The sequence below is a fragment of the Burkholderia sp. AU17457 genome (assembly GCF_002223255.1).
Lineage (GTDB): Bacteria > Pseudomonadota > Gammaproteobacteria > Burkholderiales > Burkholderiaceae > Burkholderia > Burkholderia sola.
Genome location: NZ_NKFB01000005.1, coordinates 1174713 through 1187944, shown reverse-complemented (window position 1 = coordinate 1187944; position 13232 = coordinate 1174713). Strand labels below are relative to the sequence as shown.

10 protein-coding genes and 1 pseudogene are annotated in these 13232 nt (G+C 67.2%); all 11 read right to left on the bottom strand.

The features are described 5' to 3' along the window. Positions 1-221: 221 nt before the first annotated feature. Entirely contained in the window at positions 222-1433 is a 1212-nt protein-coding gene (locus tag CFB49_RS22590) for a porin (RefSeq protein WP_089492357.1), read from the bottom strand. A 184-nt stretch (positions 1434-1617) separates the two neighbouring features. Then, positions 1618-1936: pseudogene (locus CFB49_RS22585) on the bottom strand (helix-turn-helix domain-containing protein); the annotation flags it as partial. A gap of 368 nt (positions 1937-2304) precedes the next feature. Continuing rightward, on the bottom strand, positions 2305-3750 hold the full coding sequence (locus CFB49_RS22580) for an NAD-dependent succinate-semialdehyde dehydrogenase (protein WP_089492356.1): 1446 nt from the start codon (positions 3748-3750) through the stop codon (positions 2305-2307). Between the two features lie 153 nt (positions 3751-3903). Beyond that, positions 3904-5208: a c-type cytochrome gene (locus CFB49_RS22575; protein WP_089492355.1), complete on the bottom strand. Its 1305-nt coding sequence runs from the start codon at positions 5206-5208 to the stop codon at positions 3904-3906. Between the two features lie 15 nt (positions 5209-5223). Then, entirely contained in the window at positions 5224-7443 is a 2220-nt protein-coding gene (locus CFB49_RS22570) for a xanthine dehydrogenase family protein molybdopterin-binding subunit (protein ID WP_089492354.1), read from the bottom strand. Position 7444: 1 nt separating this feature from the next. Beyond that, positions 7445-7900 (bottom strand): (2Fe-2S)-binding protein, encoded by a 456-nt coding sequence (locus CFB49_RS22565; RefSeq protein ID WP_006479019.1) that lies wholly within the window; start codon positions 7898-7900, stop codon positions 7445-7447. 144 nt (positions 7901-8044) lie between these two features. Beyond that, the gene (locus CFB49_RS22560) at positions 8045-8344 is read right to left on the bottom strand and encodes a putative quinol monooxygenase (protein ID WP_069616576.1); all 300 of its coding nucleotides are present in this window, start codon (positions 8342-8344) and stop codon (positions 8045-8047) included. Positions 8345-8436: 92 nt separating this feature from the next. Next, complete coding sequence (locus tag CFB49_RS22555) at positions 8437-9495, bottom strand: NADP-dependent oxidoreductase (protein ID WP_069616575.1); 1059 nt, start codon at positions 9493-9495, stop codon at positions 8437-8439. A 233-nt stretch (positions 9496-9728) separates the two neighbouring features. Then, positions 9729-10349 (bottom strand): TetR/AcrR family transcriptional regulator, encoded by a 621-nt coding sequence (locus tag CFB49_RS22550; protein WP_069616574.1) that lies wholly within the window; start codon positions 10347-10349, stop codon positions 9729-9731. Between the two features lie 169 nt (positions 10350-10518). Then, a complete protein-coding gene (locus tag CFB49_RS22545) occupies positions 10519-11538 on the bottom strand; it encodes a DNA-binding protein (protein WP_089492353.1) in 1020 nt (339 codons plus the stop codon). Between the two features lie 356 nt (positions 11539-11894). Continuing rightward, positions 11895-12677, bottom strand: a complete 783-nt coding sequence (locus tag CFB49_RS22540) for an alpha/beta fold hydrolase (RefSeq protein WP_256979917.1) — start codon at positions 12675-12677, stop codon at positions 11895-11897. Positions 12678-13232: the final 555 nt, after the last annotated feature.

Below are 13232 nucleotides of genomic sequence, written 5' to 3'. Positions count from 1 at the left end.
CAGGTTCGTAAGCCGGTGGTGCGCCAGATGAAAGAATGTCGCGGCCGGAACGCCGGATCGCGGTGTCGCTGCAAACAGATTAGGAAAAATGTCACAACGTGCCCAGTTTCTCCGCATTTTTTGCGCAAACGCGACAGCCGGGAGGCATTCTTGCTTCCGCGCTTGGGGTGCGGTACGCGATGCCCGCCATGGCGCGTGACGGCGCCGCCCACGCCGCATCGTCAGAACTTGTGTCGCAGTCCCAGCGCGACGACGGCCTGGTTGCTGTTCGCGGAAGGCGTCATGGTCCAGACCGTCGCGTTGAACGCCGGATTGCCGTTGCCGCCGCTCACGCTCTGGTACGTGCCTTCGAGATACGCATCCGTGCGCTTCGACAGCGCATAGTCGGCCTGTGCGACGACCTGGTTCCATTTCGGGCGCGTCTGGCCCGTGCGGGTGTCGAAGCGGCCCATCGTGTATGTGTACGCGGCGGCGACGCTCAGCGCGCGCGTGACGAAGTAGCGTCCGTCGATCGAGAAGTTGTCGAACACCAGCGATTCGCCCTTCAGCGGCGCGATGTTGCCGCCCTGGAGTACGCCCGTCACGCCGTCGGTGGTCGAGTGCGACCACGCGGCGCCGACCGAGTGCGGGCCGAACGCGTAACGGCCGGCCATCGCCCAGATCTGCTGGTTGCCGCCCGTGATCGTCGCCGAGCCGTCGACCGTGCTCAGCGCGCCGTCCGGGTTCGGCGCGTTGCGGTCGCGGCTGATCTTCAGGTAGCCGGCGCCGAGCTTCAGCGGCCCGTTCGCGTACGACACGCCCGAGCTCCACACCGCGTTGTTGGAGAACTGGCCGGGCGTGTTCGAGAACCCGATCATCGCGCCGAAGGTCAGCCCGCGAACCGTCGGGCTCGTGTACTTCACCGCATTGTTGATGCGCAGGTTGCGGTTCGAATCGTCGTTGTCGTACGGGTGGACCGCGAGATTGCCGCCCCAGCCGGGGCCGGACGCGCCGAGCGGCGTCACGAAATCGAGGATCAGGTCGTACTGGCGGCCAAACGAGAGCGTGCCGGCCGTCCTGGATTCCACGCCGAGCCACGCCTGACGGCCGAACAGATCGACGCCTTTCTGCGACAGCTTGCCGGTGGTGCCCGAGAAGCCGTTTTCGAGCGCGAAGACCGCGGCCATTCCGCCGCCGAGATCCTCGCGGCCGCGCAGCCCCCAGCGCGACGCATTCAATGCGCCGCTCGTCATCGCGACGCCGCCGCTGCCGGGCGAGCCGGCACCGCGCGTGCGCTGGTTGGTCGAATAGGTGATCGACGTGTCGATCAGGCCGTACAGCGTCACGCTGCTCTGGGCAAGCGCGACGTCGGGCACGAAGCCGGTCAGGCAGGCGGCAATGAGGGTCCCCGCGACGCGTGCGCCGGCATGCTGATTCGTTTGGCAGGAATGCATAGGCGTTTTGTTGTTGTTGGACCGGCCTGGCGGCCGATGGATCGAGCGGTCATTATTGGAGATCGTGCGTCGGTCGATTAAGGCGTTGCACAGGAAAGGTCCTCTGCGGAATCGCTCGAAATCGCGGTGGGGCGACTTGCGGGGAGGCGGTCGGGAAGGGGGGGTGAGGCGAGGTGCAGGGTTCGGCGTCGGTCATCAGCTTCCTGACCGTCTCCTTCGACAACTGCAGCCCGTGGCATTCCCCCAGCTTCTCGCAGGCCAGCGTCGGGCCGAAATCGGCGTAGCGCTCTCGAATAATGGTCAAGGCGCGTAACGCGAGCCCGTCGTCGAGCTTGCGGTTGCCTGGCCGGCCACGACGGCCCGAAGCGACGCCGCCAGGTCCGTGCTCGCGATACCGGATGACCAGCCGTTCTACCTGGCGCACGCTCAGGCCCAGCCGTTCGGCTGCACGCCCGGGCTTCAACCACGGCCTGGATCACCTTGAGTCGATCAAGCTCTCGCATCGTCAGTGTCACCAATCCGGCTGGCTGCACGGTCGGCTCCCGCGCTTGCTCAACGAGCCGTCCAGCATGCCAGCAGTCAAAAACACGACATCTGTAAATAGCCAGAACACGACATTAGGATATGGCTGCCACAAACAAAAATGTCGATAATTCACGTTATGTAAAATAGTGAATCGACACGATCGCCCTCCAAACCGCGGATCCCAGCAATCTCGAACGCATCGAAGACATCGCGCCGATAGCACCGGACGCTGAACGCTGAAGCTTCCCCAGCCTCTTTTTCAGCTATGCAGCGAGCGTCGCGAGAAATCTGTCAGCGCAAATCGGGCGCGCCCCCAAACAGCAGCGCGCCCACCTTCAACCGACCATCAAACCGCCATCACCGTCACCGATTTCGTGACGAGATACGGCTCCAGCGCTTCCGGCCCGCCTTCCGACCCGTAGCCCGAATCCTTCACGCCGCCGAACGGCATTTCCGGCCATGGCGTCGCCGGCTGGTTGATCCACAGCATCCCGACTTCGAGGCGCTGCGTCAGCAGATGCACGTTCGCGAACGACCGCGTGAACGCGTAGCCGGCCAGCCCGAACGGCAGGCGGTTCGCCTCGGCGATCGCATCCTCGAGCTTGTCGAACCCGCGAATCGCAGCAACGGGGCCGAACGGCTCGTTGTTGAACACGTCCGCTTCGAGCGGCACGTTCGCGATCACGGTCGGTGCGAAGAAGTTGCCTTCCGCGCCGATCCGCTCGCCACCGGTTTCGATGCTCGCGCCGACCTTGCGCGCGTTGTCGACGACCGACGCCATCGCGGTCAGGCGTCGCGGGTTCGCGAGCGCGCCGAGCGTCGTGCCTTCGTCGAGACCGTTGCCGACCTTCAGCCCTTGCGCATGCTTGACCAGCGCGCGCGTGAATTCGTCGCGGATGCTGTTGTGCACGAGGAAACGCGTCGGCGAAATGCAGACCTGCCCCGCGTTGCGGAACTTCGCACCGCCGGCGGCCTTCACCGCGAGCGCGACGTCCGCATCCTCGGCGACGATCACCGGCGCGTGCCCGCCCAGTTCCATCGTCGCGCGCTTCATGTGCTGGCCCGCGAGCGCGGCCAGCTGCTTGCCGACCGGCGTCGAACCCGTGAACGTGACCTTGCGGATCACCGGGTGCGGAATCAGGTACGACGAGATTTCAGCGGGATCGCCGTACACGAGACCGATCACGCCCGCCGGCACGCCCGCGTCGACGAACGCGCGCAGCAGCGCCGCCGGCGACGCCGGGGTTTCTTCCGGCGCCTTCACGAGGAACGAACAACCGGTGGCGAGCGCCGCGCTCAGCTTGCGAACGACCTGGTTGACCGGGAAATTCCACGGCGTGAATGCCGCGACCGGGCCGACCGGCTCCTTCACGACCGTCTGCTGTGCGCCGAGGTTGCGCGGCGGCACGATCCGGCCGTACACACGGCGCCCTTCGTCCGCGAACCATTCGATGATGTCGGCCGCCGACAGCACTTCGACGCGCGCTTCGGTAAGCGGCTTGCCCTGCTCCTGCGTCATCAGTTGCGCGATCGTGTCGGCGCGCTCACGCACGAGCGCGGCCGCCTTGCGCATCGTCGCCGCGCGTTCGTGCGCGGGCACCTTGCGCCATGCTTCGAAGCCGCGCTGCGCGGCGGCGAGCGCACGGTCGAGATCGGCGATGCCCGCGTGGGCCACCTTGCCGATCGCCCTGCCGGTCGCCGGGTTCACGACGTCGATCGTCTTGCCGCTCGCGGCGTCGACCCACTCGCCGTCGATCAGCAGTTGCGTATCCGTATAAGTCACGTTAGCCATCCAGACACCCCTACATTGCGTCGATAAAACGCGCGCTGCCGCGAACGGCCGCACGCCGGTTGACAGAAAAAGCCAAGCCGCCGGGGCAGGCACGCACCCGGCGGCGTCGACGGCAGGCACGGCGGCCCGCCCTTGTTGCGCGGCGCGCCGTGCTCAGTGCGCGGCCGCCGTCGCCTTGCGGAGTTTCGCGACGTCCGCCGCCTGCACGGCCGGTGCGCCGTTGTTCCAGCCGGCGCGCATGAACGTCAGCACGTCGGCGATCTGCCGGTCGTTCAACTGGTTCGCGAACGCCGGCATCGGATACGCGGACGGCACGCCGCCGATCACGAGCGTGTCGCTACCGTTCAGCGTCACGTTGATCAGCGACGACGCATCGGTCTCGAGCACGTTCGGATTGCCGGCGAGCGGCGCAAGCAGCGGCGCATAGCCGCGCCCGTCCACACCGTGGCAATGCAGGCAGTAAGCGTTATACACCTTCGCGCCCGGATCCGTTGCCGGTCGGCCCAGCGCGACCTGCGTCGCCTTCGGATCATAGCGGTACGGCGGCGCGCCCGTGCCGCCTGCCGCCGGCAGCGATTTCAGATAGCGCGAGATCGATGCCAGATCGTCGTCGGTCAGTTCCTGCGTGCTGTGGTTGATCACGCTCACCATCGAGCCGAACGCGGTCGCGTGCTGGTTCGCGCCGGTCTTCAGGAACTGCGCGACGTCGGCCTCGTTCCAGCGGCCGAGCCCGGTGTTGTGCTCGCCGGTCAGGTTCGACGCGAACCAGTTGTCGATCGCCGCACCCGACAGGAACGCCGCGCCGCTTTCGTCGAGCGCCTTCTCCTGGAAGCCGACGCCGCGCGGCGTGTGGCACGACCCGCAGTGCCCGAGCCCCTGCACGAGATACGCGCCGCGGTTCCACATCGCGTCTTTCGCCGGCTTGTCCGCGTAAGGCGTCGTGTCGAGGAACACCACGTTCCACAGCGCGAGCGGCCAGCGCATGTTGAGCGGCCACGGAATGTCGGACGGCCGGTTCGCCTGCTTCACCGGTTCGACGCCGTGCATGAAGTACGCATAGAGCGCCTTCACGTCGTCGTCCTTCAGCTTCGCATACGACGGATACGGCATCGCCGGATACAGGTTGTGACCGTCCTTCGCGACACCCTTGCGCAGCGCGCCGGCGAACTCGGCTTCGGTATAGCCGCCGATACCCGTCTCCGGGTCGGGCGTGATGTTGGTCGTGTAGATCGCGCCCATCGGCGTGACCATCTTCAGGCCGCCCGCGAATGGCGTGCCGCGCGGCGCGGTGTGGCACGCGACGCAGTCGCCGGCTTTCGCGAGATACGCGCCGCGCGCGACGAGCGCACTGTCGGCGGGTGTCGTTTGCGCGGCCTGCGCGGCCGTGCCGGCCATCAATGCGGACAGCCCGAGCAGCGACGCGCGGAGCGCAGTCAGGTTCAGGGTGATATGTCGCATGGTCGTCCCCTCCCCTTAGGCCGTTTTCAACTGGTTGCCGACCGGCAGCTTGCGCAGCCGCGTGCCGGTCGCCGCGAAGATCGCATTCGCCAGCGCCGCCGCGGTCGCGGCCGTGCCCGGCTCGCCGATCCCGCCCGGCGCCTCGCCGCTCTTCACCAGATGGACTTCGATCGGGGGTACCTCGTTGATTCGCATCATCCGGTAGTCGGTGAAGTTGCTCTGCACGACGCGGCCGTCCTCGATCGTGATCTCGCCGTACAGCGCGCCCGTGATCCCGAAGATGATGCCGCCCTGCACTTGCGCCTCGATCGTGTTCGGATTGACGAACATCCCGCAATCGACCGCGCACACGACGCGCTTGACCTGCACCTCGCCGCCGTCCACCGCGACGTCGATGACGATCGAGAAGAAGCTGCCGAACGCATGCATCACCGATACGCCGCGTCCTTGCCCCTTCGGCAGCGACGCACCCCAGCCGGCCGCCTTCGTCGCGACGTCGAGCACGTTGCGTGCGCGCGGCGTCTTGTCGAGCAGCGCGCGGCGGTACTGGACCGGGTCGGTCTTGGTTTGCACGGCCAGTTCGTCGATGAAGCTTTCGACGACGAACGTGCTGCGCGTCGGCCCGACACCGCGCCAGAACGCGGTCGGTACGTGCCGCGGCTCCTGGCGCACGTAGTCGACGAGCTGGTTCGGCAGGTCGTAAGGCAGCTCGGCCGCGACCTCGACCGCGTCGGGATCGACGCCGTCCTTGACCGCGGGCGGCGCGAAGCGCGCGAGAATCGACGAGCCGACGATCCGGTGCCGCCATGCGACCGGCTTGCCGTTCGCGTCGAGGCCGGCCGAGATAGTGTCGTAGTAGCACGGCCGGTACATGTCGTGCTGGACGTCTTCCTCGCGCGTCCAGATCACCTTCACCGGTGCATTGACCTGTTTGGCGACCTTCACGGCCTGCCCGATCATGTCGGTCTCGAGCCGCCGGCCGAACCCGCCGCCGAGCAGATGGTTGTGCACGACGATCTTGTCCGGCGACAGGCCGGTGAGCTGCTGTGCGGTATCGCGCGCCCGCGTCGGCACCTGCGTACCGACCCAGATCTCGCAGCCGTCGCCGCGCACGTGGACCGTGCAGTTCACGGGCTCCATCGTCGCGTGCGCGAGCAACGGCTGTTCGTAGACGGCGTCGACGCGCGTCTTCGCGTTCGCGAACGCGTTGCCGACGTCGCCCTCCTTGCGTGCGACCGCGCCCTTGCCGTTCGCCGCCGCCTGCGCGAGATCCGCGAACAGATCCTTCGTCGACACCTTCGCGCCCGCGCCTTCGTTCCACTTCACGACGAGCGCCGAGGCGCCGCGCTTCGCGGCCCACGTGTGATCGCCGACCACCGCGACCGCGTTGTCGACGCGCACGACCTGGCGCACGCCGGGGATCTTCTTCGCGGCCGTGTCGTCGACGCTCGCGACCGTGCCGCCGAACACCGGGCTGTTCACGATCACCGCGTACAGCATGCCGGGCAGGCGCACGTCGAGTCCGAACTGCGCGGTGCCGTCGACCTTCTCCGGCGAATCGAGGCGCTTCGCGGGCGTGCCGATCAGCTTGAAATCCGCCGGCCGCTTCAGCGCGACGTCCTTCGGCACCGGCAGCTTCGCCGCGGCGTCGGCCAACTGGCCGTACGATGCGCGCCGGCCGCTCGGCGGATGTTGCACTTCGCCGTTCGCCGCGCGGCAACTGGCCGGATCGACGTTCCATTGCTTCGCGGCCGCCGAGACCAGCAGCGTGCGCGCCGTGGCGCCCGCGCGGCGCAGCGGTTCCCACGCGTAGCGTACCGACGTCGAGCCGCCGGTGAGCTGGCCGCCGAGCAGCGGGTCGAGGAACAGCTTCTCGTTCGGCGGCGCATGATCGAGCGTCACGCTCGACAGCGGCACCTCGAGCTCTTCCGCGATCAGCATCGGCAGCGCGGTATAGACGCCCTGCCCCATCTCGACCTTCGGCATCACCAGCGTGACCTTGCCGGCGCGGTCGATCTGCACGAATGCGTTCGGGGCGAACACGCCCGACGGTGCGGGCTCGGCCGCGTCGCCGTCGATCACCGAGCGGCGCGCATCGTCACCCGCCGCCGGCAGGCTGAAGCCGAGCAGCAAGCCGCCACCGGCCGCCGCGCCGAGCGACATGCCGAGTTTCAGAAACGACCGGCGCGACACGCCCGCGCCGGCCCGACCTGCTTCGATCAGTCCTCGGGACATGTCATGCCTCCTTAGCGGCTTGTTTGACGGCCGCGCGAATCCGGTGGTACGTGCCGCAGCGGCAGATGTTGCCGGCCATGGCCGCGTCGATGTCGGCATCGCTCGGGTTCGGGTTCGACGCGATCAGCGCGGTGGCGGCCATCACCTGGCCCGACTGGCAGTAGCCGCACTGGACGACATCGAGCTCGCGCCACGCCTGCTGGACCTTGTGGCCGGCCGGCGTCGCGCCGACGGCTTCGATCGTCGTGATCTTGCGGCCCGCGACGGCGGCGACCGGCAGCACGCACGAACGCGCGGCCACGCCGTCGAGATGCACGGTGCACGCGCCGCATTGCGCGATGCCGCAGCCGAATTTGGTGCCGGTCAGGCCGACGACGTCGCGCAGCACCCAGAGCAAGGGCATGTCGTCGGGGGCGTCGACCGAGCGGGTTTCGCCGTTGATGTTGAGGGTGATCATTCAGCCTCCGGGGCCGTTGTATTGGGGAGCGGCGCGAACGATGCGCGCTGCGTCATGGGGGCGTCGCCGTTGCGTCGTGCGCAACGGGTGCCGCGCGGCCCGGGTGCGGGCGAGCCGCGGCGGCGGTGTTGCGGGCTTGCGTCGTTACTCGGCCACGTCGATGGCCGACAGCACCTTGATGACGGGCGGTGCGGTGAACCAGTCGGCCGACTTCGTGCGGAATTCGCCGAAATACGGGCTCGCGAGATGCGCGTCGAACGCCGCCTGGTCGTCGTAGATCTCGTACAGATGCAGGGTTGGCGAGCCGTCCTGCTCGCGGAACAGGTCGTAGCGCCGGTTACCCGGCTCGGTGCGCGTCTTCGCGACCATGCTGCGCAGTTCGGCCTCGGCGGCCTGCGCGTGTTCGGGTTTCAGGAACAGCGAAGCAATCACGTGAAGCGCCATTTTCTACTCCTTTGAAAACGGAAACGAGCATGCCACAAGCCGGCGTCTCGCGACGCCAGCGTGCAGCGGTTGTCTGTCGCCGAGCGGCGGGATCAGGCCAGTTCGTCCGGGCCGACGCGCACGACGACCTTGCCGAAATTCTTGCCGGCGAGCAAGCCGATCAGCGCTTGCGGCGCGTCGGCGAGATCGGGCACGACGTCCTCGAGCGTCTTGACCTTGCCCTGCGCGACCCACTCGCTCATGTCTTTCAGGAACGGCGCATAGCCGGTTGCATAGTGATCGAGGATGATGAAACCCTGCACGCGGATGCGCTTGCGCAGGATCGCGCCCATCAGCGCCGGCACGCGGTCACGGCCGCTCGACACGGCGTTGTCGTCGTATGCCGCGTCGTTGTAGTGCGCAATGATGCCGCAGACGGGCACGCGCGCATGGTCGTTCAGCAGCGGCCACACCGCGTCGAACACCGCGCCGCCGACGTTCTCGAAATACACGTCGATGCCGTTCGGGCACGCGTCCTTCAGCTTCGCGGCAAACGCCGGATCGCGATGGTCAACGCACGCGTCGAAGCCGAGCGTACCGGTCACGTATGCGCACTTGTCGGCGCCGCCGGCGACACCGACCACGCGGCAACCCTTCAGCTTCGCGATCTGGCCGACCACCGCGCCGACCGCGCCGCTCGCGGCCGCGACGACCACGGTTTCGCCGGCCTTCGGTTCGCCGATCTTCAGCAGCCCGGTATATGCGGTGAAGCCCGGCATGCCGAGCACGCCGAGCGCATATGACGGGTGCGCGAAGTCGCGGCCGAGCGGGATCAGGTCGCGTCCGTCGGACAGCGCGTAGTCCTGCCATCCGGCGCCGGCAACGACGAGATCGCCTTCGCGAAACGCGGGCAGATTCGACGACACCACGCGGCTGACCGTGCCGCCGACCATCGGCTGGCCCAGTTCGGCGGGCGGCGCATAGGACGGCGCGTCGCTCATCCGGCCGCGCATGTACGGGTCGAGCGACAACCAGACGGTACGTAGCAGCACCTGACCGGGGCCGGGAACCGGCACGTCGCCGGTTTCGGCGCGGAAGTTGTCCGGCGTCGGTGCGCCGACCGGGCGCGAATTCAGGACGATCTGGCGGTTTGCGGTCTTGCTTTGCGGCATGTGAGCCTCCGTCAACAGGAATGAACGTGCTTCGTGGGCACGATCGGATCAGGGATGGACCAGCGGAAAGTGCACGCCCGCGACGGCATCGGCGGTCGGGCCGGTGCGATCGCCGGCAGGGGTGGAAACGATCGGGACAGCGTAACGCGGCGTGAAGCGTTCGTCATGAATGATTGAGTAGACCAGTCGTCTAGGGTCAACGCAAAAACAAGGCGCGCCCACGCGCGCCCGGGCTACGACTGCGCGCCGCCGGGCGCAGCCGGCGGCAGGTTCAGCATGCGCCGCGTTTCCGCCATCGCCCTTTCGAGCGGCTGGCGGTTGCGGTGAATCTTTTCCAGCAGCGTCGCGCCCAGCCACAGCTCGTACAGGATCGCGGCCGTGTGCGACGGATCGTCGACGCCGCTCAGCGAACCGTCGGCGAGCCCGGCCTCGATGCCGCCCGCGAGGCGCTCGATGATCTGGCTGGTGCCGCGCCGCAGCACCGCGCGCATCGCTTCCGACAGATCCGACACCTCCGCGCCGAGCTTCACCGCGAGGCACTTGCCTTCCGGATCGTCCGCGCATTGCGTGTGCAGCCAGTTGCCCCAGTACGTCATCAGACGCTCGGCGCCCGTGCCGGCCTGCTGCTCGAGCAGATTGTCGAGATGCGCGAGATAGCCTTCGAAATACGATTCGAGCAGCGCTTCGCCGAATGCCTCTTTCGAGCCGAAGTAATGGTAGAACGAGCCCTTCGGGATGCCCGCCGCGGCGAGAATCTCGTTCAGACCGACCGCCGAGAACCCCTTGTGGAGCATGATCGGCTTCGCGATGTTCAGGATGTGCTGGCGGACTTCGGCGCCTGAAGATGCATTCATGATGGCGTATGGTAGCAACGATTAGACCGGTCGTCTAGTAACGTCGAGCCGGCATGTTGAGCGGCACTTTACCCGATCCCCGTCTCCTGCCCAATGCCTGGCCGGCGCGCGCCTCGCCCGCGTGTACCGTCTGCGCGTGACGCGTCATGTCGACGGCTCGGTTTCGCCGTCAGCGCGGCGCTTCGTCTGCGCGTTTTCTCGTGCGCGCCCGCCGCTCGCTCCGCTCGGCGGCCGGGATGGTCTTGATGCCGCGTAATGGCGGCCGGCGCACCAGCGCCGCCAGCTCGCGCCTCAGCGCATCGAGTTCGGTGCTGCGCGCCGCGTCGGCCGCCAGCGCGCCGTCGAGCTGCCCCTGAAGCACGCCGCAGCGATGCAACGCGTCACCGAGTTGTGTCTGTAGCGCGGCCGCTTCCTTCCGCTGCTGCGCGTCGCGCTGTTCGGCGCGCGATGTCGCCGCGTCGAGTTCCTTTTGCAAGCGCGCGGCCGCGAGCCGCTCGCGATCGATTTCCTGAAGCGCCCGCTTCTCCGATGCGCGCAGCCGCTCTTCGGCGCGGCCGGCGTCGTCGCGCAGCCGGTCGAGCTGAATGGTGAAGTCCGCACGAGCCTGCGCGAGTGCACGGTCGCCCTCCGCGTTGTCGGCCTTCAGGCGTTCGATATCGGCTTGCATCGCTCGCCGCGATGCATCGTCCGCGGCTCTCGCCTGCTCCAGTTCCTGAATGCGGACCTGCGCGGCCAGCAGCGCGGCCGTGCGTTGCTCCAGCGCGGTTTCGGTGCGGGCCAGTTCGGCTTGCAGCGTCGCCACTTCCGTCCGCGCCGCTGCCCGCTCGGCCTCGACTTCCGCGCGCAGCGCGTCGAGTGCGGCGGCCGCGTCGGTACTCGACCGGTTCCACAGCGCCGCGACCAGTTCGCCGGCTGCCGCCTGCAGATCGGCCGGCAGGTCCGGATGCTCGATGCGCACACGGCTCTTTTCCCGCAGCTCGGCCCAGAACTCGCCGAGAACCGCTGTCGGCGTGCTCATGCTGCCCTTGCGCACGAGCTGGTACAGGCGGTTGGCCGTCGGCGTGATGCCGAAACGGAAGAACAGCAGTGCGCAGGCTTCGCGGTACAGCTCGCGGGTTTTCGGGAAGTCGGCCTTGAGGCGCTCGATTTCGGCGGTCAGGCGGAGTTCGTCGGCAGCGAGATCGGACATGGTCGGTTTCGGAGAAAATTTCGTCAATAATATAACGTAAACCGTTAAATATCCAATTGAACCGAGATAAGTTTTGACATTATTTATATAATGTTGAGAGTTTGTGGACGGAGATCTGTCCGGCTTGGCTAGTTACGGCGGCGTGGCACGGTGCGGCAACAAAACGCTGGAATCCCCTATCGGGTCATGGGCCGCAGATTCATTGAGTGTCGCGGGGACGCCGCCGGATCGAGACAGCCACCATTTGCGCGGCTGGCGACTCAGCTGCGATGGCGTCACGCGCCACACGCCCCGCAGGGCAACATAGGCATGCGTGCGATGGCCGCTCAGGGCGCGACGCGTTACGGCCGTGGGCCTCAGCGGCCGGGGGCGGCTTCCGTGAAGAAATCGATCAACTGCCATGTCAGGAAGGCCGGATTTTCGTCCGGCAGCCAATGACCCGTGTCCGGCGCAACCGCTCCGCGAACGTCCAGCGCCAGTTCTCTCGCCATGTCGAACTCCTTGGCGCCGTTGCTCTTGTCGCCGGCAAGCGCGAGCACCGGCATCGGGAGCTTGTGCTTCATGAACGCCTTGAACTGCGCCTCGTCCTGCGAGAATGCGCGATAGAGTTCGAACCCCGCGCGTAGCGCGCCCGGCGCGGCATAAGCATCCGCATAGACGGCGATATCGTCGTCCGACAGCGCGACGTGGGTTCGCTTCTTGTAGAAATCGAGAATGTAGGCGTGCTCCCTGCCCGCGATCAGCATCTCGCCGATATCGCGCTGCTGATGCAATCCGAAATGCCAGATCTGCGGATCGGAACGCGCCTTCGCTTCGTCCCAGATGCGCGTCCCCGACACCGGAACGTCGAGCATCGCCAGCTTCAGGGTCTCGGCGGGCCATTGAGCAGCGTACGCGTAGGCGACCATCACGCCGATATCGCGGCCGACCAGGTTGATGCGCGTCGCGCCGAGGTGGCGAACGAGTGCGCGGATGTCGCCTGCCATCGATGCTTTGTCGTAGCCGCCGAGCGGCTTGTCGGATTCGCCCGCGCCACGGTAATCGACCGCGACGACCCGATATCCCTCTTCCGCCAGCGCCGGCATCACGTGACGCCACGTGTACCAGGTTTGCGGCCAGCCATGCAGCAGGATCACCATTTCGCCGTCGTCGGGGCCACCGGTCACGTAGTGGAGGCGAACGTCGTTGACGAGCACGTAGCGTCGGCTGAATCGTCGATCGAAATCGGCCGGCAGGCCGGGCGCGGGCATCCCACGCATCGTGTCGGGCGGGGAAAGGCGTTGGCTGTCGTGCATCGGGTTGCTCAAGCGAGTGGGTAATGCATGTCGTTGCCCGACGGCGCTCGATGGCACTTGATTGTGGCCGAGAAGGATCTTCGATATGCCGTTTGGACGAACACGCCGGGCTGTCGCGCAAGCAACTCACGGTCCCGCTCGCAGGCCGGCCGCGTCACTCATCGCAGGTCGGCGCGCCATCGGACGGCCTGCGTCGATGGCGCCGCAGTCCCACGCGACGCCGCCGAATTCGCCACCACATGAACGTGCGCTGTATTTTTTTCAGCACGATCGAAAGCGTTGAGCGCTACGGGTTATCGGTCAGCGGATCGCCCGCCGTGCGCCGAATCCTCGCCCGGCGCCCGCGTTTCGTCTGTCATTTGCGTGCCACCGTAGGCCGGTAGCGTTCGAAGTCGTCCC

Coding starts and splice junctions, on each gene's coding strand:
- CFB49_RS22555 (WP_069616575.1), bottom strand. CDS start 9,495: ATGCCGCAAAGCAAGACCGCAAACCGCCAGATCGTCCTGAATTCGCGC.
- CFB49_RS22540 (WP_256979917.1), bottom strand. CDS start 12,677: ATGGTGATCCTGCTGCATGGCTGGCCGCAAACCTGGTACACGTGGCGT.
- CFB49_RS22590 (WP_089492357.1), bottom strand. CDS start 1,433: ATGCATTCCTGCCAAACGAATCAGCATGCCGGCGCACGCGTCGCGGGG.
- CFB49_RS22570 (WP_089492354.1), bottom strand. CDS start 7,443: ATGTCCCGAGGACTGATCGAAGCAGGTCGGGCCGGCGCGGGCGTGTCG.
- CFB49_RS22560 (WP_069616576.1), bottom strand. CDS start 8,344: ATGGCGCTTCACGTGATTGCTTCGCTGTTCCTGAAACCCGAACACGCG.
- CFB49_RS22565 (WP_006479019.1), bottom strand. CDS start 7,900: ATGATCACCCTCAACATCAACGGCGAAACCCGCTCGGTCGACGCCCCC.
- CFB49_RS22545 (WP_089492353.1), bottom strand. CDS start 11,538: ATGTCCGATCTCGCTGCCGACGAACTCCGCCTGACCGCCGAAATCGAG.
- CFB49_RS22575 (WP_089492355.1), bottom strand. CDS start 5,208: ATGCGACATATCACCCTGAACCTGACTGCGCTCCGCGCGTCGCTGCTC.
- CFB49_RS22550 (WP_069616574.1), bottom strand. CDS start 10,349: ATGAATGCATCTTCAGGCGCCGAAGTCCGCCAGCACATCCTGAACATC.
- CFB49_RS22580 (WP_089492356.1), bottom strand. CDS start 3,750: ATGGCTAACGTGACTTATACGGATACGCAACTGCTGATCGACGGCGAG.